The 24,329-nt window shown below is 52.0% G+C and carries 21 protein-coding genes; 17 read left to right on the top strand and 4 right to left on the bottom strand.

What is annotated here, in order from left to right:
* Position 1 precedes the first annotated feature (1 nt).
* From phnA to HOM51_06285, 3 genes are all read left to right on the top strand, one after another.
* On the top strand, positions 2–1,258 hold the full coding sequence (gene phnA / locus HOM51_06295; protein ID MBT5034116.1) for a phosphonoacetate hydrolase: 1,257 nt from the start codon (positions 2–4) through the stop codon (positions 1,256–1,258).
* Positions 1,259–1,414: 156 nt separating this feature from the next.
* Positions 1,415–3,157, top strand: coding sequence for an EAL domain-containing protein (locus tag HOM51_06290; protein MBT5034115.1), 1,743 nt, complete (start codon positions 1,415–1,417; stop codon positions 3,155–3,157).
* Between the two features lie 24 nt (positions 3,158–3,181).
* A complete protein-coding gene (locus tag HOM51_06285; GenBank protein MBT5034114.1) occupies positions 3,182–3,619 on the top strand; it encodes a VOC family protein in 438 nt (145 codons plus the stop codon).
* 420 nt (positions 3,620–4,039) lie between these two features.
* Here HOM51_06285 and HOM51_06280 read toward each other — a convergent pair whose 3' ends face one another.
* Positions 4,040–4,681, bottom strand: a complete 642-nt coding sequence (locus tag HOM51_06280) for an FMN-binding negative transcriptional regulator (GenBank protein MBT5034113.1) — start codon at positions 4,679–4,681, stop codon at positions 4,040–4,042.
* Between the two features lie 85 nt (positions 4,682–4,766).
* On the opposite strand from HOM51_06280, the gene HOM51_06275 reads away from it, so the two are divergent.
* From HOM51_06275 to HOM51_06225, 11 genes are all read left to right on the top strand, one after another.
* Positions 4,767–5,744 carry a serine protease gene (locus HOM51_06275; GenBank protein MBT5034112.1) on the top strand — a complete coding sequence of 326 codons (978 nt, stop codon included), beginning with the start codon at positions 4,767–4,769 and terminating at the stop codon, positions 5,742–5,744.
* Positions 5,745–5,926: 182 nt separating this feature from the next.
* Positions 5,927–7,024, top strand: a complete 1,098-nt coding sequence (locus tag HOM51_06270; protein MBT5034111.1) for a hypothetical protein — start codon at positions 5,927–5,929, stop codon at positions 7,022–7,024.
* 140 nt (positions 7,025–7,164) lie between these two features.
* Positions 7,165–7,743: a lipid carrier protein gene (locus HOM51_06265; GenBank protein ID MBT5034110.1), complete on the top strand. Its 579-nt coding sequence runs from the start codon at positions 7,165–7,167 to the stop codon at positions 7,741–7,743.
* Positions 7,740–8,726 (top strand): U32 family peptidase, encoded by a 987-nt coding sequence (locus HOM51_06260; GenBank protein ID MBT5034109.1) that lies wholly within the window; start codon positions 7,740–7,742, stop codon positions 8,724–8,726. Before HOM51_06265 ends, HOM51_06260 begins: the two co-directional genes overlap by 4 nt.
* Positions 8,727–8,736: 10 nt before the next feature.
* Positions 8,737–9,630 (top strand): U32 family peptidase, encoded by an 894-nt coding sequence (locus tag HOM51_06255; GenBank protein MBT5034108.1) that lies wholly within the window; start codon positions 8,737–8,739, stop codon positions 9,628–9,630.
* A 92-nt stretch (positions 9,631–9,722) separates the two neighbouring features.
* On the top strand, positions 9,723–10,463 hold the full coding sequence (locus HOM51_06250; protein ID MBT5034107.1) for a damage-inducible protein: 741 nt from the start codon (positions 9,723–9,725) through the stop codon (positions 10,461–10,463).
* Entirely contained in the window at positions 10,399–11,895 is a 1,497-nt protein-coding gene (locus HOM51_06245) for a DNA polymerase Y family protein (GenBank protein ID MBT5034106.1), read from the top strand. The genes HOM51_06250 and HOM51_06245 overlap by 65 nt, the downstream gene beginning before the upstream one ends.
* Positions 11,892–15,029 carry an error-prone DNA polymerase gene (locus HOM51_06240; protein ID MBT5034105.1) on the top strand — a complete coding sequence of 1,046 codons (3,138 nt, stop codon included), beginning with the start codon at positions 11,892–11,894 and terminating at the stop codon, positions 15,027–15,029. The genes HOM51_06245 and HOM51_06240 overlap by 4 nt, the downstream gene beginning before the upstream one ends.
* 194 nt (positions 15,030–15,223) lie before the next feature.
* Complete coding sequence (locus tag HOM51_06235) at positions 15,224–15,982, top strand: FkbM family methyltransferase (GenBank protein MBT5034104.1); 759 nt, start codon at positions 15,224–15,226, stop codon at positions 15,980–15,982.
* Between the two features lie 130 nt (positions 15,983–16,112).
* A complete protein-coding gene (locus HOM51_06230) occupies positions 16,113–16,922 on the top strand; it encodes a flagellar motor protein PomA (protein MBT5034103.1) in 810 nt (269 codons plus the stop codon).
* Positions 16,919–17,713, top strand: coding sequence for an OmpA family protein (locus HOM51_06225; GenBank protein MBT5034102.1), 795 nt, complete (start codon positions 16,919–16,921; stop codon positions 17,711–17,713). The genes HOM51_06230 and HOM51_06225 overlap by 4 nt, the downstream gene beginning before the upstream one ends.
* A gap of 14 nt (positions 17,714–17,727) precedes the next feature.
* On the opposite strand, the gene HOM51_06220 is transcribed toward HOM51_06225, so the two are convergent.
* Complete coding sequence (locus HOM51_06220) at positions 17,728–18,876, bottom strand: fused response regulator/phosphatase (protein ID MBT5034101.1); 1,149 nt, start codon at positions 18,874–18,876, stop codon at positions 17,728–17,730.
* A 150-nt stretch (positions 18,877–19,026) separates the two neighbouring features.
* Here HOM51_06220 and HOM51_06215 point away from each other — a divergent pair, with 150 nt between their 5' ends.
* From HOM51_06215 to HOM51_06205, 3 genes are read left to right on the top strand one after another with little or no spacing between them, the layout of a single operon-like run.
* Positions 19,027–19,671 (top strand): malonic semialdehyde reductase, encoded by a 645-nt coding sequence (locus tag HOM51_06215; protein MBT5034100.1) that lies wholly within the window; start codon positions 19,027–19,029, stop codon positions 19,669–19,671.
* A 20-nt stretch (positions 19,672–19,691) separates the two neighbouring features.
* Positions 19,692–20,591: an MBL fold metallo-hydrolase gene (locus HOM51_06210; protein ID MBT5034099.1), complete on the top strand. Its 900-nt coding sequence runs from the start codon at positions 19,692–19,694 to the stop codon at positions 20,589–20,591.
* A gap of 21 nt (positions 20,592–20,612) precedes the next feature.
* A complete protein-coding gene (locus HOM51_06205) occupies positions 20,613–21,473 on the top strand; it encodes a fumarylacetoacetate hydrolase family protein (GenBank protein MBT5034098.1) in 861 nt (286 codons plus the stop codon).
* Here HOM51_06205 and HOM51_06200 read toward each other — a convergent pair whose 3' ends face one another.
* Entirely contained in the window at positions 21,474–23,477 is a 2,004-nt protein-coding gene (locus HOM51_06200) for a tripartite tricarboxylate transporter permease (GenBank protein MBT5034097.1), read from the bottom strand.
* Positions 23,478–23,577: 100 nt separating this feature from the next.
* Positions 23,578–24,329, bottom strand: a 752-nt coding sequence (locus HOM51_06195; protein MBT5034096.1) for a hypothetical protein, incomplete at its 5' end; no start/stop codon positions are given.

The following is a 24,329-nucleotide window of genomic DNA, read 5'->3' as shown; positions in this document are numbered from 1 at the left end:
GATGGCGCGTGGCGGGAACGTAGAACTAAATGGCGTAACCTATCAGTGGCCGAACAGGCCGTCCGTTGTGGTCTGTATCGACGGTGGTGATCCCACTTATATTGAAAGCGGCCTACGCGACGGTGTCATTCCCAATATCAAGCGCTTTATGGACGAAGGCTTTCACAAGATCGCCCAAGGCACCGTGCCGAGTTTCACCTGCCCCAATAACATGTCCATTGCCACGGGTGCTGAGCCTAATGTTCACGGCATTTCCGGAAATTACTATTACGATGCTGCGACGAAAGAAGAAGTCGTCATGACCGGGCCAGAGCTTCTGCGCTCTGAAACCATATTCGCCGAATTTGCCAAGGCTGGCGCGAAGGTCGTTGCCATCACGTCGAAAGATAAACTGCGTCAGCAACTGGGAAAGAATATGCCCCTGGGCGATGGCAACATGTGCTTTTCAGCACAATTTGCCGATCGCTGCACGTTAGCGGAAAATGGCGTTGAGAACGTCCTCGAACTGGTCGGGCAGCCATTGCCTGATATGTACTCAGCTGAATTATCACTGTTTGTCTTAGACGCGGGCATTAAGCTGCTTGAGGAACAAAAACCGGATATCCTTTACCTCTCGCTGACTGATTTTATTCAGCACAAATATGCTCCGGGCGAAGCCGCTGCCAATCAATTTTACCGTGACATTGATGACCGTATTGGTCGCCTGGCGGATTTGGGCGCGGCAGTTGGCCTGATCGCTGACCATGGCATGAGCGACAAGTCCCAGGACGATGGCACACCTAATGTGGTTTGGCTGCAAGACCTTTTGGACGACGAATTTGGCACGGACACGACCAAAGTCGTTTGTCCGATTACAGATCCCTTCGTTGCCCATCATGGTGCACTTGGCGGATTTGTTCGCGTCTGGTGTGTCGGCGGTGCCGATCCCGCCGCAGTTTTAAATTTTGTGAAGACAGTAGCCGGTGTTTCTATGGCATTAACTAAGGACGAAGCCTGCGCCGAATTCGACCTGCCGGCCGACCGTGAAGGCGATGTTGTTGTGATCAGCGAACAGGGCACTTGCATCGGTTCAACAGAGGCCGCCCATGATCTGGAAGGTCTTAAGGGCCACCGACTTCGTACCCATGGCGGGGTGACTGAACGTCAGGTGCCTTTTATTATTTCCCAGCCTTTAAACGACACATACAAAGCCGAGTCGGCGAGGGGCACTCTAAGAAGCCATCAGATATATGACTTCCTTATTAACGGAACGATATAACCTAATAATTTGGAATCTGACGAAATTGGTCACAAACCAATAAAATACTAGATTGTGTCCTAGGGGCAGATAGGATTAATATGGGTTAATGAAAAATTAACCGATTCACCCCCGTGTGTATTTGTGGTGAACTGTATTTAAGAATGTGAATTACCCATGGAAGCTGTACAAAACGTCGCCGATGACACATCACAAATTGATAAATTAAAGGCTGAGCGTACCCGCTTCCTCGCCTTTTCTTTTTGCTGGGCACAGTTACTGATTGAACTGGATGCCGGATTTAAAGTCGTTTTTGCCGAAGGTCCAACACAAGCCATATTTGGCCGTGCACCTACAACTTTGATCGGCAACGCCTTTGATGCTCTGGTTGCTGACGATGACGTTCCGATTGGGAGGGGTATACTAAAGAGTATGGATGAACGCCGGGTTGAAGGTGTATCGATTCGGTTAAAAAGCAAAGCTGGCCCGACTCCTGTCTTTACCGTGGCCGGTTTTAGAAATAGCGACATGCAGGGCCATTACTTCCTTTGTCTGAAAATTGGTGATCAGCCAGTTGCGACCGGGGCTCCGGTTACGATCAACCGGGACGAAAAAACCGGCCTCCTGGCGGAAGACAGTTTTCCTGATATTGCCGCCGAAAAGTTAAACGAGCTCCGTGCTAAAGGCGAAGATGCCAATTTCACCTTGGTCAAAGTCCCCGAACTCGATGAACTTGCCGGACGCCTTGGCAAAGAAGGCGGGAAAGATCTCGTCTCCCAAATTTCATCGCAGTTAAAAGAGCATTCTGTCGGCGGAGATACCGCTGCCAAAATCGGTGAAGACGGCTTTGGTTTGGTCCATGACTCCGGCGTAAACATTGATGATTTAAAGGCTCAAATTACCGCAATTTCGAAAGCGTCCGACCCCTTGGGCAAGGGCGTTGCGGTTGAAACAGCGACGACCAACGTGGCTGAAAGCGATGCATCTAGTGAAGACATCGGCATGGGCCTGATCTTTACGATTAACAAATTCCGCAAGACGGAAGGCCGGGACTTTTCGATGCAGGGCCTCTGTGACAGCTTAGGGTCCCTGGCGACGGAAGCCGCCAAATATAACACCATGTTCGACAAAGCGATCGGGGATAATAATTTCAAACCGGTGTTCCACCCAATCATCAACATTCAGTCCGGTGAGATTCATCACTACGAGTCCCTGGTCCGCTTCAATATGGATGATTTCGATGAATCTCCGTACGAAGCCATTACGTATGCTGAAGAAACGGGTCGAATTCACGAATTCGACATCGCCATGGTTCATAAAGTTGTCGAATGGCTAAATACCAAGCCCCGCAACAGCGACAAATATCGGGTGGCCGTCAATATATCGGGCAATTCCGTCGACAAACCGGAATATGTTACCGCACTCCATAAGCTGCTTCGCGAGAATATCTGGCTTAAAGACAAGCTCATGTTCGAAATTACCGAATCAGCCCGCATGAGTGACCTTGAATCCGCCAACGACTTCATCCAAAGCCTCCGCAAACAAGGCTATCACGTATGTCTTGATGACTTCGGCGCCGGTGCGGCGAGCTTCCAATACCTCAGCACGCTTGAGGTTGATGTGGTTAAGCTTGACGGCAGTGCCATTGCCAATGCTCAGAAATGGCACAAAGGAAAAGCCTTCCTGTCGGCACTTGCTGACCTTTGCGAAAAAATGGGTGTTGAGACCATCGCCGAATGGATCGAAAACGATACTGATTTCAATTTCGTCAAAGAATGCGGCATTGATTACGTCCAAGGTTTCTTATTTGGAAAACCTTCCCTGGATGCCGATGATTTTACTCAATTGCCTTCGGGCCACCTGTTTACCGGCAAAGGCAACCCAGGTGGTGGCGCGGCCTCTAGAATGAGACGTGCATAGTCCAGGGCAGGTGGGCATAAGGTCATGGCTGATTCTGTCATTCAACTCATAGGACTTGATCATGTCGTCATCAGAGCCCATGACTCAGAACGATTAATCCGATTTTATTGCGATGTCCTTGGCTGCACCATTGACCGCCAAACAGGGCCTGAAATTGGCCTGACACAACTTCGTGCCGGAAATTCTCAAATCGACATTCTGACGCCCGGCGGAAGATTATCTAACGAGAAAGGCGCCCTTCCAGGTACAGAAGCCCATAACATGGATCATTTCTGCCTTCAGGTGGAGCCCTTCGATGGCGAGGCCATTCAGGCCTATCTCAAATCTCACGGTGTAGAAACGACGGGCTTTGGCGACCGGTTTGGCGCGAAGGGGTACGGCCCGTCGCTCTATTTAAACGACCCCGAGGGCAATACTGTCGAATTAAAAGGCCCGCCCATCAAAGATTCAGCATCTTCTTAACAACTCGGTAACGAACGGCCCGTATAATCGTCCCAACGGCGCAAAAAGCGCCAACCTTTGGTGTTTACAATTTTTATTGGGGGGATTGGTTTCGGGAGACGTCAGAATGACGTACATTACCAGTCCTAGTTACACAGAACAGTCGCACGCTGCGAACGACGTCTCAGACGTCGCCGGTGATGCTCGTACGATCTTAAAAAATTTCACAGAAGTAATGCTTGGCGGCTCCACTCCAGCCATGTCACCTCCCACGCATCTGCTTTTACCCTCAAATAATAGTGCGCACCATAACGAGGTGCCCTAACCAGCTTCCCAGAAGGTGAGCGACCGACCGTAAATGTCCCAAGGGTTAAATTCCCCCATCCCCCAACTCCCTTAACCCTTTTTACGGTCGGTTCTCACCGCCCTCCATTTCCGAAGTTAATCTTCTAAAATCTTACTCATAATCGCAGCGACCTCTCCATCGGCGAGGTTTCCACTTGCATTCAAACCCTCAATCACCCCCCGACGATCTTCAATCTTGGGTTTGTTCTGGCTCATCTTCCATTTGCCTTCCAATTTTCCAATCTGAATTTCAAAACCAATAATGCCTTTTAGCATGCGCTGGATATAGTCGTCTGGAGCATCAGAGATGTTCCAAGGATTTTCAAAATTTTGTTCATGCTTGCGGGTCAGATCGTCGATGATCCTCATCAACCCCTCATCATCTTCTATCACCGTCAATGGCCCGGTGGCGTGCACGGCAACATAATTCCAGGTCGGTACAACCTTGCCGTGTTCCTGTTTCGACGGATACCAGTTGGGAGACACATAGGTATGAGGACCTTGGAATATCGCCAGCGCTGGAACCTCCGAACGCATTTCTAAAAATTGCGGGTTGCCCTTGGACAAATGACCGCGCAAACGGCCGTAGGGTCCTTCTCCCCGGTCAATTAGCATTGGTATATGATTTGCGGTTGGGCCCTCAGGTCCAAGCGTCACCAAGGTCGCAAAGCCAAATTCATCAATCAGATCATGCAGAACGGCTGGATCTTCTTGCCGGTAGGCAGGGGGTGTGTACATTGGGGTATCCTAAATTTTTCATCCTCACAGGAACAGAAAATATAATAATTTGTCCAGCGCGCAATGAAGCATTATTATTTCCCCCATGAGTGAATTTGATAGCCCAGATTTTGACATCGTGACGCGGCCCAAACAGGAGGACGTGTCGTTTGACCTTGCTAGCACCCTTGGGGCTGTGGTGTCGCTGACGTCGCGCACCCCGGAAAACGCCTTCACGGCGCAGACTCTTGGTACCGAACGTGCAGGTAATGGCGTGCTGATCCGCGACGATGGACTGATTTTAACCATTGGTTATTTGATTACCGAGGCAGAAGCTGTTTGGGTCGTGGATAACGATGGCAAGGCATGTGCCGCCCATGTCGTCGGCTATGATCAGGAAACCGGTTTGGGACTTGTCCAAGCCATGGGCCGTCTGGATATTAAGCCGCTGGAAATTGGCAGTTCCTCATCATTGTATGAAGGCGAACCTGTTGTTTTTGCCGGCAGTGGCGGTCGCGAGAATTCAATGACCGCCGAAATTGTCTCAATCCGTGAATTTGCTGGTTATTGGGAATACGTCTTGGATAAGGCGATTTTCATCAACCCGGCTCATCCCAATTGGGGCGGCGGCGCGATGATTGGCATGGATGGGACCTTGCGGGGAATTGGCTCGTTATTCGTTCAACAGGCCCAAGGCGATGAAACACCCATGAATGGCAACATGGTCGTTCCCATTGATCTGCTGGCACCCATCATGGACGATCTTCTGATGTATGGAAAACCGAACCGGCCGACCCGGCCCTGGTTGGGAATTCTGACGGCAGAGGTCAACCAACATCTAATGATTGGAGGTCTGGCCAATGGTGGACCTGCCCAGAAAGCAGGTATCGAAGCGGGCGATCTGATTTTAGAAATCGCCGGCAGGCCGGTAAATGAATTGGTCGAAATGTATCGCTACATATGGGCCAGCGGCGATGCTGGAGTAGATGTGCCGATGGAAATCCTCCGCGATGGTGAAACCATGCAGGTCCAAGTTCGTTCCGCCAGCCGATCAGACTATTTCGTTTCCCCCAAGGTTCATTAGAGCCTCTAAACCCTGCCACGGTGTTGCCTTTTTTTGCCACAATAATGTCCTCGATTTAATGTGAGTGTGCCCTCAACTTAATGTGAATGGACTATGAGCAACTTGCATTTGAAAGACTGACACCCTAGGATTTGGCACGAAAATTAGCAGCTAGCTAATAATTTTATTGGGAGGTAAAAACAGTGAAACGTACGATGAATAAAATTGGCTTGGTTGGGGTTGCTGCAGCAGCGCTTATGTTTGCGTTTGGCAACACCGCGGAAGCTCTTAAAATGGACGGCAACAACATCACGTTGCGTATGGGCTCGGGTCATCCGGACTTTCTGACCTACACGAAGTTTATGAAGACGCAATTTGCGCCTGACGTTGTTAAGCGTGTTGCAGCAGAAACGAAATACAAATTGAAGTTTCAGCAGCACTACTTCGGTAAGGTCGTAAAAGTTTTTGACACCTTGGAAGGTGTTCAGGACGGTAGATTGGACATCGGTGGATGGTGCGTCTGCTTCGATGACGATAAAGCCATGGCCATGAACTTGGGCTACTACGTGCCGTTTGGCGAGCCCGATGCAGTTAAGGCACTCAAATCATTTCGCCGCGTTGTCGATGAATTCCCCGCAATTCAGCAGGATTACGAAAAACGCTATAAGCAAAAGTTGATCGCGCTTTCCGGGTTTAACAACTACGGTCTGTTGACCAAGTTTGATTGGACCAAGTTTGAACAGCTTAAGGGCAAAAAGATTCTGGCCGCTGGCCCGAACCTGCCTTGGGTAAAGGGTGCAATTCCTGTTCGGACGACCATTCCGAAAGCTGCCCAGCAGCTACAAACTGGCGTTGGTGCAGGTATCGTGTTGTTCCCGGATACGGATTTCAAACTGAAGCTTCATCAGGCAACCAAGGGCGGCACCTACACCGTTACTGATTTTGGTGCGGTGACGCAGATTTCCTTGACCATGGGACTTAAGGTCCGCAAGAAATTGCCGAAGGAAGTCGTCAAGATTATCGACGAAGTTGCTCGTGTCTATGAAACCAAGTCACTGATTGCAGCCCAGAATGATCACGACTGGGGGATCGATAAGCTAAAGGGTGCTGGAATTAAGATCCGGACGATTGCCCCTGCCGCTAAAGTTGCTTGGGCAAATCGCCTGAAAAACTGGCCGGGTGAACGGGCCGCGGCTGTTTCGAAAAAGAAAGGTATTAATATGGGCAGAATTATGAAGGCCTATATCAAGTACCAAAAAGAATTGGGTCACAAATTCCCGGTTGACTATCCAGTCAAATAACGGAATTTTTCGAACCTACATTCTGAAAGAGGCGGTCTTCGGGCCGCCTCTTTTTTTGGCTCTATTGATCCAGATCAAATTCAATATGCAGCCTTCGTGTTACCCAATAGGCTCATATAGCTGTTGGATAGAGTCACACCGTGTTCCCTACGTATAAAAATCCGCCTCCGTTCTCTCCAATTTTACTCGCCGGTATTGTTGCCAGACCACTACCGCCCGCACTGTTACAGCCCTTTCTAAACAAAATTTTTACGGTACTTCTTCGTCGCCACCCTGGGTTATTCGAACGACTATCCGACCTGACTGATCCAACCTTCCTCATTGACCCCGTCGATTTACCATTAGCATTTGTGCTTGATGCAACCCCTGAACATCCCAGATTAACTGCGGGCCGCAAGGCAACCAAAGAGGTCACAGCAGTGATACGAGGGCCCCTTCTCACTTTGATCGATCTGATGGAAGGTCGCCTGGATGGCGATGCGCTGTTCTTTTCACGGGCCTTAAAGATCGAAGGAGATACCGAGGCGGTGGTTGCGCTACGAAACGCAATTGATGATGCGGGCATCAATCTGATCGACGATATACTCGAGTCCTTAGGCGCATTTGCCCCTCCGGCACGCCAAGCCCTGGGCTTAGGCGGCAGAATTTATGCACGTCTACGCGACGATCTTGAATTGCTCAGAGCCTCCTCGCAAACCCCTAATACCAAGGTGCAATGATAAATACTCTTGAACTTGTATGTCCCGCAGGAACACCTGCCGCGTTGAGAACCGCGGTCGATAACGGTGCTGATGTCGTATATCTCGGATTTCGCGACCAGACCAACGCACGTAATTTCCCGGGCCTGAATTTCAGCCGACCTGAATTGGAACAAGGCATCGCCTATGCCCACGCCAGGAATTGTGAAATTTATCTGGCCATTAACACTTTTCCTACGGCGGGAAACCCGGAGCCCTGGCACTTAGCAGTAGATGACGGCGCGGGATTGGGAGTTGATGCCGTGATCTTAGCCGACATTGGATTGCTCGATTACGCGGCTCACAAACACCCTGGCTTGCGCCTGCATCTATCGGTCCAGGCCGCTGCGTCAAATCCAGAGACCATCCATTTCTACCAACAGGCTTTTAATATTAAACGGGTGGTGCTGCCGCGTGTTCTTAGTGTTGCTGAGATTGCTGCCCTGAATAAGGAAATATCTGTCGAGACCGAAGTCTTTGTGTTCGGCGGCCTGTGCGTGATGGCTGAAGGCCGCTGTGCGCTATCGTCTTATGTTACGGGCCAGTCTCCCAACACCAACGGTGTTTGTTCGCCGGCCTGTGCTGTGCGCTATGAAGAAGATGGTGACCGCATGGTATCGCGCTTGGGTGACTTCACCATCAACGCCTTTGAAGCAGATGAACCCGCCGGCTATCCGACTTTGTGTAAAGGCCGTTTCGTTGCGCGGGGCACTGCCTCTTATTTATTCGAAGACCCGGTCAGCCTGAATGCGGCCTCTATCTTGCCGGAACTGACAGCTGCAGGTGTAACTGGGCTAAAGATCGAAGGCCGCCAACGGGGCAAAGCCTACATTGCCGAGGTTGTTTCATCCTTTCGTCATGCTGTCGACTCGCTGGCAGATGGCATGGTGGAGGCTTCGGACCTAACAGCCATTGCAGAGGGGCAACGAAAGACCTCCGGGGCCTATGATAAAACCTGGCGATAAGGGGAACGAGATGACAGCTTTGGTGATGGGCCCAGTGTTATTCCACTGGACGCCAGAGGTCTGGCGGGATTTCTATTTTCGCACCGCTGATGAGGCCGACGTTGACGAGGTCTTTGTCGGTGAGGTGGTGTGCTCCAAGCGTGCGCCTTTCTACGATCAATATCTGCCTGAGGTCATTGAACGCCTGCAAAAGGCTGATAAGCGCGTTGTTTTATCCACCCTGGCGCTGATCATGAACAAGCGTGAGATGGCAAGCATTCGCTCGGCTGCGGCTATGGATGATTCGAACATCATGATTGAGGCCAATGACATCTCGGCAACGGCATTGCTAGCTGGCAGGCCCCATGCCGTCGGTCCCTACGTCAACGTCTACAACGAAGGCACCCTCTCCTATCTCGCCAACAACGGTGCAAAAACGGTGTGCCTGCCGGTTGAACTGAGCCAGCAGGCTCTCACGATACTTGCCAAAGATAGTCCTGTTCAGTTGGAAGTACTGGTCTTCGGCCGCCTGCCGTTAGCGATTTCAGCACGCTGTTATCATGCCCGTTCCCATAGCCTGCACAAAGACAGTTGTCAGTTCGTCTGCTCTCAGGACCCTGATGGCATGGCTGTCGAAACTCTTGATGGTGAGCCCTTCTTGGCCGTCAATGGCGTGCAGACTCTGTCGCATGCCTATGCAGACCTGAGCGCCTCAATTCCAGAATTGAGGGCTTCAGGAATTCACCGCTTTCGCCTATCGCCACACGCGAGCATGGACATGGTCGCCGTGGCGGAAACCTTCCGCGCTGTCGCCGATGGCCGTATGGAGACCACGGAAGTGAGTGCCCGCCTTACAGCCATGGCCAGTGATGCAACCTTCTGTAATGGCTACATCAATGGCGAAGTCGGTGTTGCATACTCCTAAATAAACTCTCGGCGACCTTGGGCGACCCTAAACTTGACTCCTTTTTGTTCAAGCATTAGAACAAAACAAGAACAAAATCTGGGAGCAGGAGGATGTTGGACACCCCAGGGCCGGAAGTGAGTGCCCTAAAAACCCAAATTTCCGCCCTTGAGCGGGGCAGCAAGGATGGCGTGCCCTCTTCATTGTCCTTGGACGGTGATGCCATAGACCAAACACTCGGGAACGGCTTGCCGCTTGGGTGTTTGCATGAGGTTGCAGGCACGGCCGCGGATGGCTTCGCGGCAATGTTAGCGACGCAATTCACGACACAGCTTAAAGAGCCCGTGCTGTGGTGTGTCGATGGCAAACAAGCTCGCCATCCCTTTGCGCCTGGACTGGCCGGGATGGGAGTCGCCACAGAACGACTAACCATCGCCTGCTGCAAAACGCTGAAAGATATGCTGTGGGCGATGGAAGAAGGATTGAAGTCGGGGGCTGCTGCGTTGGTGATTGGGGAGCCGTCTCGCCCCTTGGACCTGACCGCGAGCCGACGGCTGCAACTAACGGCAGGAACGGAAGGGGCGACGGGGCTGATTTTGGGCCAACGAAATTTAGCTCCCAACGCTTGCACCACCCGCTGGCAAGTGAGCGCGATCCCCTCTCCCGATAGAGATTCACCTTGGGGAGGCGCATGGCGGTTGGAATTAACCCGGTCCCGAAACGGCGGTGCAGGGACTTGGGATGTTCTTTGGCCACCAGACAAGCAAATAAATAAGAAAGATATGGGGCATGAAAAGACGCATTATCTCCATCTGGTTTCCCAGATTGGCGACCGACAGAATAGCGCGGCGTGATCCCTCGCTTCGAACGAACACCCCCCTGGATATTCCCATGGCGGTCACCCGCGAAGCCCAAGGTCGTCTGTTCGTCGTAAATACGAACCAAACGGCGGAGCAATCTGGCGTGCACATCGGCATGACCTTGGCCGACGCCCGCGCCGTGCTGCCTGGATTGGTGACCCGAGCAGATGACATTCCGGCTAACGCCAAGCTTTTGCGACGTCTGGCCCGCTGGTGCCACCGTTTCACGCCTCATGTGGGAATTGATGATGAACAGGGTCTCTGGCTGGATATCAGCGGATGCGCTCACTTGTTGGGGGGCGAACGATCTTTACTAAACAAGCTTATTGCAGGGGCCGAGCGCCTGGGCTTTCAAACACGCGCCGCACTGGCTGGAACGCCGGGGGCTGCCTGGGCACTTTGCCACTTCGGTTCTAATGGCAGCATTGTTCCGCCAGAGTATGAAAAGAAGGCGCTTACCCCCCTGCCTGTTCGAGCCCTACGATTGCCGACCAAAACCATTGCAGAACTAGACCGCCTTGGGCTCCGACGCATTGGCGATTTGATGCCCCTGCCCCGCGCCGCCATCACCGCCCGTTTCCGAGACCATCTCATTGCCCGCCTGGATCAAGCCTTAGGACACCGACCTGAAGCAATCTCTCCATTACCTCAAAAAAAACCGTACAGAACCCGCCTCGCCTTCCCCGAGCCCATTGCCCATCGCGCCGGGATCGAAGGTGCATTGGAACGATTATTGGCTGCGCTATGTACCCGGTTTAAAAAGGAAGCACGCGGCTGCCGCCGATTAGAGCTAACCATCCACCGGGTCGATAGCACAACACAGACGGAAGCCATTGGCACTGCGACTGCCGCTCATGATCCTGATCACCTTGCCCGCCTGTTCCAGGAGAATCTGGGAAACTTTAACCCTGGATTTGGGATTGAAGCCATGGTCCTCTCCGCCCCCCTTACAGAACGAATAGAAGCCCAACAAAGAACGCTCACACCCAGTAGAAACGATCATGCCCATAACGCCCATGCCCAACTGATAGACCGACTTAGCAATCGATTAGGCACACATAACGTTTATGCCATGGCCCCCTTCGAAAGCCATCAACCGGGACGTTCGCAGCAAAAAACACGCAGGCCTTCTCCGCATTCTTGGCCCATCCTGCCGCCCCGCCCGCTTCGTCTGCTGCGCCCGCCTCAACCGATTAATGCTGTCGCCGTCCCAGGATTCATCACGCCTCCAACCCATTTCCACTGGAGCCGCCGCGACCACCTGATCCGCCGCGCCGAAGGCCCCGAACGTATTGCGCCTGAATGGTGGCGCGGCAGAGAGATGGAAACACGAGATTACTGGCGGGTGGAAGATGCAACGGGCCAACGCTTCTGGCTGTACCAAGACGCCGCCCAGAGATGGTTCCTGCATGGCTTGTTCTCGTGACCGACTACGCCGAATTACAGGTCACCTCCAATTTCACCTTTCTTGAAGGGGCATCTCACCCTGATGAATTAGTGTTCCAGGCGGCGGCTCTTGGGCTCAAAGCCATCGCCATCACCGACCGGAACAGTCTTAGCGGCGTGGTCCGGGCCCATGTCGCGGCGAAGGAAGCTGGGTTGACGCTGGTCGTCGGGGCACGTTTGGATTTACGGGATGGAGCAAGTCTGCTTGCCCTGCCCATGGACCGCGCCGCCTATGGTCGCCTGTCCCGATTGATCACCCTGGGAAGACGTCGGGCAGCAAAAGGCGATTGCGAACTTTATCGACGCGACGTGATGGATGCTGCCCAAGGCATGGTGCTGATCGTCTTGCCTCCCGAAGTCCCAGACCTTGCCTTCGAAGGCCAACTCCAAGCTTGGCGACGCGCCTTCCCAGGCGATGTCTATCTGGCAGCACAGCATCTGTCCCGAGGCGATGATGATGCGCAAGTGCGCACACTGGCTTGGCTGGCAGATCGCTGCGGCGTTCCCTTGGTCGCAACCAACGATGTGCTGATGCATATCCCAGAGCGCCGACCGCTGGCCGATGTGATGACGTGTATTCGCGAAGGCTGCACCCTGGCTGAAGCGGGCACGCGGGTACTGAAAAACGCTGAACGCCACATCAAGGGACAGGACGAAATGGCGCAGCTGTTTCAGTCCTATCCAGACGCCCTTGTGCGCACCCTTGAGATCGCTGAACGCTGCACCTTTAACCTGGATGAACTGCGCTACGAATACCCTGATGAAATCACGACCGATGGTCGCGCGCCGCAAGAAGAACTTATTCATCTCACTTGGCAAGGAGCACAGGAGCGGTATCCCCACCGCTTGCCGGGCAAAGTCAAAGCACAGATTGAGCATGAATTGGAGCTGATCAATCGCTTGAACTACGCGCCTTATTTTTTGACCGTTCATGATCTTGTGAAGTTCGCTCGCAGCCGTGACATCCTCTGCCAAGGCCGGGGCTCGGCAGCGAACTCGGCGGTATGTTTCGTGTTGGGGATCACGGCAGTTGACCCAGACCGACTGGACCTTCTGTTCGAACGCTTTATTTCAGACGCCCGTGACGAGCCGCCTGACATCGACGTCGACTTCGAACACGAACGCCGCGAAGAAGTGCTGCAATATATCTATGAGAAATATGGCCGCGACCGAGCCGGCATGACCGCGACCATCATTCACTACCGATCCCGCCGTGCGGTTCGTGAAGTCGGCAAGGTAATGGGATTGAGCCAAGACTTGGTGGCGGCCTTGGCCAATCAGAACTGGCGATCGTCGAAAGACGGTCTGGGTGATGATCGTATTCGCGAGCTTGGCCTGGACCCGGACGAATCTAATTTACGACGCACCCTTGATCTCACCTTGGAGCTAATCGGCTTCCCCCGCCACCTGTCGCAACATGTCGGCGGCATGGTCATAACCCGGGGGCGATTGGATGAAGTGACGCCAGTGGAAAATGCCTCCATGGAGGACCGCACCGTCATTCAATGGGATAAGAACGATCTCGATGACCTGGGCATTCTCAAGGTCGATGTGTTGGGACTCGGCATGCTGAGTTGCGTGCGGAAGGGGTTCGGGCTCATTCGCGGACACTATGGCAAAACCTTCGGTCTCGCCACCGTACCGCCAGAGGACCCTGCGGTTTATGACATGCTGTGCGTTGCTGATAGCATTGGTGTTTTCCAAGTCGAAAGTCGGGCACAGATGTCCTTCCTTCCGCGCATGCGACCACGAACTTTTTATGATTTGGTGATTGAAGTCGCCATTGTTCGCCCCGGCCCCATCCAAGGTGACATGGTTCATCCCTACCTGCGCCGCCGTAATGGCGAGGAACAGGTTTCATTCCCCTCGGATGAACTGAAGGGCGTGCTGGGCAAAACCTTAGGTGTGCCGTTGTTTCAAGAACAGGCGATGAAAGTCGCTGTCGTCGCGGCGGGGTTCACACCGTCTGAAGCCGATCAACTGCGCCGCGCCATGGCAACATTCAAGCACACCGGCACGATCCATACTTTTCAGGAAAAATTCATCAACGGCATGACGGGTCGCGGCTATGATGCGGACTTTGCCGCGCGCTGCTTCAAACAAATCGAAGGCTTTGGCGACTACGGTTTCCCCGAAAGTCATGCTGCCAGTTTTGCCCTGTTGGTCTATGTCTCTGCCTGGATGAAGCGTCATTATCCGGCGGCGTTCGCCTGTGCTTTATTAAACAGCCAGCCGATGGGGTTCTATGCCCCGGCACAAATCGTCCGCGACTTGCGTGACCACGGTGTCCAAGTCCGCCCGCCTGATATCAATCATTCAGATTGGGACAGCGCCCTGGAACTCGGCGATGATCCAAAAGACCCTGCCGGCGGATGGGCCCTTAGGCTCGGTTTTCGCCAGATCAAGGGCTTGGCCCAAACCGATGCGGATTGGATCGTGGCGGCACGAGGCAACGGCTATGCCGACCCGGTGGCTGTCTGGCGGCGGGCGGGGGTGAATAAGGTCGCATTGGAAGCTTTAGCCCGGGCCGATGCTTTCGGCTCCCTTGACCTCAATCGACGGCAAGCCCTGTGGGCGGTCAAACCCTTGGGCGACAAACCGTTGCCCCTCTTCAGCACCCTCAAAGATGATGACCTATTTTCTGAGCCAGATGTATCCTTGCCGACCATGACCTTGGGCGAAGAAGTGATGGAGGACTACTCAACCATAAAGCTATCTCTAAAGTGTCACCCCCTGGCGTTGCTGAGGCGCGATCTGACATCCGAAGGTGTCCTTCCGAATGGGGACCTGTTGCGCACCCCGGATGATACGCGGGTTATCGTGTCCGGGCTGGTGCTGATCCGTCAGCGCCCCGGCACTGCCAAGGGGGTCATCTTCCTGACCCTGGAAGACGAAACCGGCGTCGCCAATATCATCGTCTGGGCGGATAAGTTCGAAGCCTACCGCCGCCAAGTCCTCCGCGCCCGCCTGATCCGCATCCACGGCCGCCTACAACGCCAAGGTATTGTTACTCATATCGTCGCGCACAGGATTGAAGATTTATCGGAGAGGTTGGAGGGGTTGCGGGTGGGGAGCGTCCTTCGAGTCCCGTCGCTTCGCGACGCCTCAGGATGAAGGTAGAAGATGTTAAGTGAGCACCTAAAAAGACATCAAAACAAATAAACAACTTCATCCTGAGGAGCGCTCTCTTGAGTGCGTCTCGAAGGACGTTGAAGAGAGGATTGTGCCAAACCGAATAACCCTTTTCCAAATGAGCCTAAGAATGCTACACGGGGACGCATTTATTATTCTTTGAAATCGGGGCTTCGATGTCGCAATTCCGTTTTGCTGATCTGCCGTTTCGGGCCAAGCTGTCTTATATCGCACATGCCTTCAAAGGCATTTACAAACAGCATCATAAGTATCTGTTTCCGGTCATGCGGAGAATTTTGGACAACGATGCCGTTGTTTTTGATGTCGGTGGCCATGGCGGACAGTATGCAAAATTGTTTGCCAAGGTCGCGCGGCAAGGAAAAATCTTTTCGTTCGAACCCAGTAGTTATTCCTGCTCTATCTTACGCCGGGTAATCTCTGCCAACGGGCTCGGCCATGTGAAGGTGATCCACGCCGGGTTGAGCGATGCGCCCGGCACTCTGACCCTGAAAACGCCTCTTAAGAAATCCGGCACGTTTCGGTATGGCGTCGCAACTTTGGGCAACAGCAGCTGGACCGGTGATTTTTTCGAAGAAGAATGCCCCCTCATCACGATTGACGATGTGGTCAAAAAAGAAAATCTCAACCGACTAGATTTTATTAAAATTGACGTCGAAGGTTGGGAACTTCGGGTGCTGATGGGCGGCGAAAGTTCGATCCGAAAATTACACCCCGCAATCTTGGTTGAATTGAATGACGACAGCTTGACACGCGCAGGCGATAGCTTGCAATGGGCATGGGATCAATTAACTGAATGGGGATACCGAGCCGTCTCCCAAACTGATCCTGAAACCCTGGTTGATATCATCGGCGACCCCATAGAAGGCGATATCTACTGGTTCCATGCCGAAGGCCCGGGACCAGAATCCAGCTAGCGCCAAATTCCCTCAAAATTATCGAAAAAACAAATACTGCCCGTTTGACATGAGTCAAAGTGCGACTAGCCCCCTCGCTGTATGATCGAAGGATAGATTGTAAGAAATTTTGTGGCTAGGGGCCCCAATTATGGATATTGCAACACTCCTCGGACTGGCAATTGGCATTTCGGTCATTGCTCTCGCCATTTTAACAGGGTCCGACTTTTACGTTTTTCTAAATGCGTCCGGCTTTTTGATTGTGGTCTGCGGGACCTTTGCCGCAACTCTGATTAAGTTCCCTATCAAAAGGGTCTTCGTCGCCTTAAAGACGGGACTGAAGGCCGCCTTCATTTCGGAAAAAGAAACACCCAAAGAAATGGTTGATCTGGCGGTTGAATTAGCTGGCATGGTCCGAAAAGGCGGCACCCTGGCGCTTGAAAGTGCCGAGGTAAAAAATGAATTCTTCGCCAAGGGAATTCAGCTCTGTGTCGATGGATACGACGGAGAGGTGATCGAAAAATTGCTCACCAGTGAGATGGAGCAATCCATCGCCCGACACAAGGAAGGCGAAACAATTTTTCGAGGTATTGGTGAATCCGCACCTGCATTTGGCATGATCGGCACGCTGGTCGGCTTGGTTCAGATGCTCAGCAATATGGAAGACCCGAAAACCATTGGGCCAGCCATGGCCATCGCCTTGTTAACGACGCTCTATGGCGCATTGATCGCCAACCTAGTTGCCATTCCGATCGCCGATAAGTTGGAAATTAAATCCAGGAACGAACGCCAGATGATGTCCCTGATCACCGAGGGCGTCATGCAAATTTACGCCAAACAGAACCCCAAGATTCTGGAGGGTATCTTGGAAACCTATCTGCCCACCATCCAACGCCACAAACATGACGAAGAAGCAGGCGTTGGAGACGCGCAGCCAAAAGTCGACACGGAGGCCGCATGACTGTCAATACAGTCCCAGAAGAACCTTCGAAACCCTCAGGTGCACCGACCTGGATGGTGACGTTTGCCGACATGATGTCGCTGTTAATGTGCCTGTTCGTTTTGATGCTGAGCTTCGCCGAAATGGATGCTCAGCGCTATCGCATGATGGCAGGCTCCATGAAAGACGCATTTGGCACGCACCGCGAAACTAGGCTGATGGGTCTTATTGAGTTAAAGGGCATCAAAACAACTCGGGAAAAAGCCGACTCAATACTTAAGAGCGAACCAAAAGAGAAACAGGAACCCGTGACCTCAATTACTGTAGATCTGGAAAAAGTAATTTCAAAACACAAAACTGAGAACCAGGCTGATGTCACAAAGACGCTAAAATCCGCCCTAACAAAAGAGCTAGAAAGTAACACCGTGAGCCTTCATCAAGAGGGTGAAAAAATTATTGTACGATTTCCTGGAAAACTAGCCTTTCCAATAGGCGAAGTCGAACTGTCTGAACAGTTTAAACAGTCCCTCAACAAAGTCGCCCAAAATCTTCCTCAATCAACAGGTGATATTACCGTTTTTGGCCATACAGATAACCGACCAATTTCAACATTTAAATACCGGTCCAATTGGGAGCTTTCATCGGCCCGGGCAGCGTCAGTTGTGCATTACCTCATCGAGCATATGAAAATCGACGCAAGCCGGATGACCGCCACCGGGTACGCAGACAGTCGGCCCCTTGCACCGAACGACACACCAAAAAATCGAGCGATTAACCGGAGAGTCGAGCTGGTCCTAGACGCTAAGGAATAAACCATACCGTGTGATTAAATTCTCCGTACCGTCAGGCTGGTCATATCGTCGTGTTGTTCGGCGGGGGCGCTGAAGGCTTCGACGTCGCTAACCACGGCATCAACCAACGATTTTGCATCCTGTCCGCCGTGACGTGCGAGGCTTAGTTCCAAACGGTCTTCGGAGAACTGAACCCGGTCCGTGTTGAAAGCTTCGGTAATGCCGTCGGTGTATAAATATATGAATTCGCCAGGGGCCAACACAGCTGTATCTTCCGAGTATTCCACGTCTTCGAGAATTCCCAATACCGTGCCGCCGCCCCCTTCCAGCAAGCGGGGTTGGTCCCCAATTTCGTTCCCTACGTAAGGTGGTTGATGGCCACCATTGGCATAACAAATTTCACCAGTGGATGGGTTTAATGTTCCATAAATCACGGACACGAACATGCCGGGGATATGGTAGCCGCACAACAATCGGTTTACGTATGCCAGACTCTCGGCTGGGCCAGTCCCTCCCGTTGCGATGGACCGCAGCAAGGTTTGCGCGACCGCCATGAAGAAGGCTGCCGGAACGCCTTTTCCTGAAACGTCCGCGATGACGAACCCGATATGATCATCATCCACATCGAAGACATCGAAAAAGTCGCCCCCCATCAGCTTGGCCGGACGCATGCCACCGTGAATGTCCAGTCCTGGTCGGTCGGGATACTGTTGCGGCAAAATTTTCTGCTGAATGTCACCAGCAATGTCAATTTCTCGTCTGAGCGCCGAAAATTCCGCCCGCTCCCGCCAATTTCGGCGGCGCTGTTCGACCTCACGTGTCACCCGGTTGAGGGTCATAATGAAATCTGCAAATGAAAAAGGCTTGGTCAAAAAGTCGGTTGCGCCGTCGTTCATGGCGCGGCGGATCAAGGTCAAATTTTCACCCGACGTCAAGGCAATCCGTGGCACCCGCAAAGACCTGTTCTTAAGCTGCTGAAACACGCCCATGCCGCTGATATCTTGTCGATCAATGGCAACCAATGCGATATCGAATTCTGTGCCTGCTTCCAAAATTTCCAACGCTTCTTTATCAGAATTGGCAAATATAAATTCATCTTGGCGTTGCGCGCGAAGCCGGGATAAATGCTTGCGAAACAAGGGCTCAGTTTGTGGGTCGTCGTCGATCACCAGTGTCCGGGGCAAGTCGAAGCTCCATCAATAAAAAATTCAATGCAGACGTTAGTATGCCGGGAATGGGGCATAGGGCCAACAGCAATAGTCGGCCTATTCAGTTGACATTATGGAGGAGCACGACTTTATTCGCACCCAACGGGATATTTTGCAGGAGCTTTCATGTCTGATCCACGAGAACACGCACAACGCGAAGTTCGCGAAATGCGCCAACAGGTCGACCGTTTGGATGAGGACGGCTTGAACCTGCTTTTTCTAAAAGCTCGATCACACAATTCTTGGCAGGATCGAGACGTCACCGACGAGCAGCTTCAGGACATCTATCGCCTGATGATTGCCGGCCCGACCTCCAACAACGGTCACCCGACGCGGCTGATCTTCGCGCGATCAGATGAAGCGAAAAAACGGTTAGAACCCGCTTTGATCGGCAATAACATAGAGAAAGTTCTAACCGCACCCGCCTGTGCCATCATTGCCTATGATTCGGTATTTTATGAGAACCTGCCGCGTTTCTTTCCCCACGCGCCACAAATGAAAAATCTATTTGAAGACAATCCGGAACTGGCCAGCGCCGACGCATTTCGAAATGGATCATTGCAAGGGGCGTATTTTATGATCGCAACACGTGCTATTGGTCTGGACGTAGGACCTATTTCGGGCTTTTATAACAACATTGTAGACGAAGAGTTTTTTAAAGGCACAACCCTGAAATCTAATTTTTTATGCAATGTAGGGTACGGTGATGAGGGTGGCTTGTTCCAGAAACTACCGCGCCCAGATTTCAAGGAATTCTGCGAAATTATATAGATATTGCTGAGGAGAAGAATGTGACAATAGATCCAGAAATTGGTGGCCTCGTTGCACTCGGGGATGATGCGTACTGTCAAGTTGGCCCGCGCGGGGAAGGCAATCAGGGTATTCTCGTAACCCCTGAGGGTTCGGTCCTCATTGATGGATATATTCGGAACTATGCGCCGCTGATGGAGTCGATCAACGACGTCACCAAACCTTCGCCCATCAAGTATGTCGTCAATACCCATGATGACATCGACCATTTTTCAATGAACCATTTCTTTCGACGCCAAGGGGCCACGGTTCTGGCCTCGGAAGTATGTCGCGCAAGTATCCATAAAAAAATGAATGCCCAAGTTTGGGTCGATAACCTGAGAGGCCGAAACCCTGAACTTGGCCGCGATATCGACACGCCTCAGGAATTGATCCCGCACATTGGCATTGAGAAGCACGCGACCTTCACACCCGGCGGCGAGAGAATGGAATTGATTTACATGGGGCACGGGCACAGCCCTGGCGACTTGGTCATCTATCTGCCAGAGCGGAAGTTATTATATGCCGGTGATCTGGTTTTTTCCGGGATGCATGGCCGCTGCAAAACATGTGACTTTGGAGGAATTCTGCCAATCTTAGATCGCCTTATGGACTTCCCTTGCGACACAGTCGTACCCGGGCACGGTAGTCCTGTCGTCGGCGTGGGAACCGAAGGCATCGCGATCTACCGCGACTACCTCGTGACTTTGCAGGAACGCATCGCAGAGCTTGTGACCAGCGGCGTCAGCATGGAAGATGCCAAAACCAAATTCGACGATTGGAAATATTTCAACTGGGGTCGCCCGCAGCTCGTCCACACTGCCATCGAACATGCCTACAAGGACTTCGTTTGGCGCTCGCGTTTTGAGCACTTCCAAGCCTTGCATGAAGATAAAGACTAAATTAGCTGAGTGGAGGCGGCGATGAAACTTGCAAGTTTTAGGGTTGATGGAAAAGCCAGCTACGGCGTCGTGGTTGACGAAACCAAAGTCATTGATGTTGGGGCCGTTGCCTCTGACAGATGGGCTGATCTTAAGGCGGTTCTGGCCGCGGGGGCATTTGACGAGGTAAAGGAAATTTCCGGCGGCGATGCGCCTGAGCACGACCTCAATGATATCGAGTTCCTACTGCCAATTACCGCACCTGATAAATTTCTTTGCATCGGCAGAAACTATAAAAACTACGTCGCGACATTAGAGATCAAAAAGCCTCTCAATCATCCGAGTATGTTTGTTCGAGTTGCGAGCAGTTTTGCTGCGCACGAACAGGCCATCGAAAAACCTGATGTGTCCGATGAGTTAGACTTTGAAACTGAACTTGCTGTCGTTATCGGCACGCGCGGTCGGAATATTTCTGAAGCGGACGCGCTTAACCATGTCGCGGGCTATACGATCCTTAATGAAGGGTCTATCCGGGACTGGCAAAAACGCGGTGCACAGAACGCGCCCGGTAAAAATTTCTATCACTCAGGTTCCATAGGGCCTTGGATGGTGACCACTGATGAAATTCCAGATCCAAGTGTGCTGACTATCGCCACCCGCCTCAACGATGCTGTTATGCAAGAAGGCAGCACGGATATGATGATCTACAATATCCCTTTTTTGATTTCATATTTTTCGCAAATGACGTGGTTGGAACCGGGCGACATCATCGCCACAGGAAGCCCCTCAGGCTCCGGCGGTTCCCGCGATCCTCAGGTTTGGTTGAAATCTGGCGACCGGCTGGAGGCCGAAATTAGCCAGATCGGCACGCTTCGAAATACGGTTGAGAACCAGCCATCGTAGTTACCCAAACAGCCAAGATTCGTAGAAGAACATGTTCATGACCTCGCCATAAAATACCGTGATAAAAGTTAAAACGATAGCCGAATAGATGGCCGAGAACTTCCATCCATAACCGCCCCATCGCATCAGATAAATAAAGCAGAAGATCGTTAGTGCCGCATGTTGGCCAATGATATAGGTGGCGGCAAGAATGGCGGCTAAGTATCCCATAAACGCCATCGATTTATTGAAATCAGTCTTCTTCGCCGAAATTTCCCAGGCTTTGGCGTAGCCGTGCCGGGCCCCATCAGCAATTGTTTCTCGAACATCATGGAAGAGGACGAGCAACATTAACGGGATACCAAACATGAGTACGACTTCTGGAAATTCTCGAGTTTCCTGGGATTCATACGTTGCAACTTCAAAATGGGCAAAAACGAATACACCGATACCAATCAACGTGATCGGTAGAGAAATCATGGGGTTTCGTGCGCCACCTTCGGCTAGTTCTTGAGCAGCGATGTCTGCCTTTGATGCGTCCGGTTTAGCTTTTGTCTTGATGATCCCTTTCGCAGCGAGATACAGGGTTGCTAGGATCAGGATATTAATAATGATGACGATGGGCCGTTCCCACAGCCACTCAATCCCGCCATAAACACCTAGGCTCAGATGAAGATTTTCTTCCATCAGGCTGCCCAACACCAAGGCGAGAACCAACGGTGGGCGAGGCCAACCGCCTTGCTTTAACGTGTAGCCAAGGACACCAAAGACAAGACAAACCCACCAGTCGCCGATGGACGCATTCGCAACCCATGCCCCCATTAAAATAAAGACCAGAACACCGGGAACCACCGAATGGCCCGGTAGGAACGCTATTTTGGCGATTTGACGGCTCCAAATCATCAACACGCCAGCCGCAAGAATATTTGCCAAAACAATATCCCAGACCATGGAAAATGTGATGTGTAAACTGGTAGTCAACATCTCTGGTCCAGGCTTCAATCCTTGAATGACCAACGCCCCCAACAAGATTGCCGTCCCAAGACTTCCTGGAATACCAAATGCAACCGTCGGGATTAATGCACCTGCTTTGGTCGCATTGTTTGCAGATTCTGGAGCGATGACGCCTCGGATATCACCCGTACCAAATTTCGACGTGTCCTTTGCACTCTGAACCGCGTGGCCGTAGGCAATCCAATCGACGACAGACGAACCAAGTCCCGGTAGCATGCCGACATAGGTTCCAATCAGCGCGCATCTGACTGCCAACCACCAGTGTTCGAAAGCGTCGTGAATTCCCCGGCGCATTCCACCACCTTCTTGCTGACCTTTCGGCACACGGGAGATAGAAGTGTCTTTGACGGCCATTTCCATCAGCTCAGGGACACCGAACAATCCCAGCACGATCGCAATCATTGGTAGGCCGCCGATAAGGTAATCAGAGTCGAAGGCAAAGCGGGCGTCCCCGGTCATCACGGCTTCGCCAACCGTCGTCAGCAAAAGCCCCATTACGGCGACGGCAAGTCCCTTCGAAATAGATCGCCCGGCCAGTGCCCCGACCATAGCCAAGCCAAGAACCGCCAACATGAAAAACTCAGGCAGACCGAACGAAAGAATAATAGGCAAAAGAATGGGGAGAGATAGCGCCATCATTGCAGCACCAAAGACCCCGCCAAATGCGGACACGGTAAAGGCGGCACCGAATGCTCTGTCTGCTTGACCCTTTTTGGCCAAGGGATAGCCATCCAGAATCGTCGCTTGTGACGCAACAGTTCCAGGAATCCCTAACATTACCGACGCAATTGTGTCGGATGTCGAGGTTACCGTGTACATGCCTAACAGCAGAGCAAACGCTGATACCGTCTCCATGCCAAATGTAAACGGCAGCAAGATAACCAGACCGACAACGCCGCCCAGTCCAGGGACAGCACCCATCCACATGCCGATAAAGACGCCAAGGAACAAATAACCGAGGGCTGGCCACTGAAAGATCAAAACCAGCCCTGTCCACATGGCATCAATCATCGTTTACTCTTCCTAATAAAATAAATTTTCACTAATTCTTTAAAGAAAACTGGCCCCGGCGAGAAGCCGGGGCCAGCAGGTCTTGTCTATAGAGACCGTTCTATTTCTTCTTTTTCTTCTTCACGACGCGCTTTTTGCCTTCGCTGATGTATTTATTTAGATGTGCCAAAATTGTGGGATCAATTCCACTCAGCATACCTGTAATCGCTTTTCCTCCTGCTGGATCAACATAAGGCAGGACGAAACCAAACTTCTTCTTTTGGTCTTTACGATACTTTTCAACTTTTACCACTTTGGCAAATGCCGGTTGAAGCGCATCCAAGGCCGCCTTCGGTGTTCCCGGAGGCATCAAAGAAACGTAGCTTACGCCATTAAGTGTCCGCACCATCCACTGATAAAGATTGGCCAGCTTACCTGACATCGCTTTGCCCGTGTGTTTCTTATAGAAATTGGGGAAGCTCGGCACGTCGCCAAAGATGTGATCCAAGTTGTTATAGCCGCCAGCCGCATTTGGCGTTGGGTGATACCACAATGCAGTCGCCTTACCAGGCTTAACCAATGCATCAACTGCATAACTGGAGAACACGTTTAGGCCCACTGTCTGCATATCTAGTTCGCCACGCAGCACAGAGTTATAAACTTTTTTGGAGCCCTTAAAGCCGGTCGTGTAGTTATATTTGGCACCTATCAGGTCCAAGCTAACACGACTCAAGAGGTCAAATCTGTGATGAGGCCGTTGGCCACCGAGTTTTGCACCCGCCTTCAAATTGTCAATGTCATCACGATTTTTAACAACTGACGTTCTGGCATAAGTCATAGCCAAGTTGGTCAAACCACCAACGAAAGCCATTG

The sequence above is a fragment of the Rhodospirillaceae bacterium genome, from assembly GCA_018660465.1.
Classification (GTDB): domain Bacteria; phylum Pseudomonadota; class Alphaproteobacteria; order Rhodospirillales; family JABJKH01; genus JABJKH01.
This window is presented reverse-complemented; position numbering and strand designations above follow the sequence as displayed.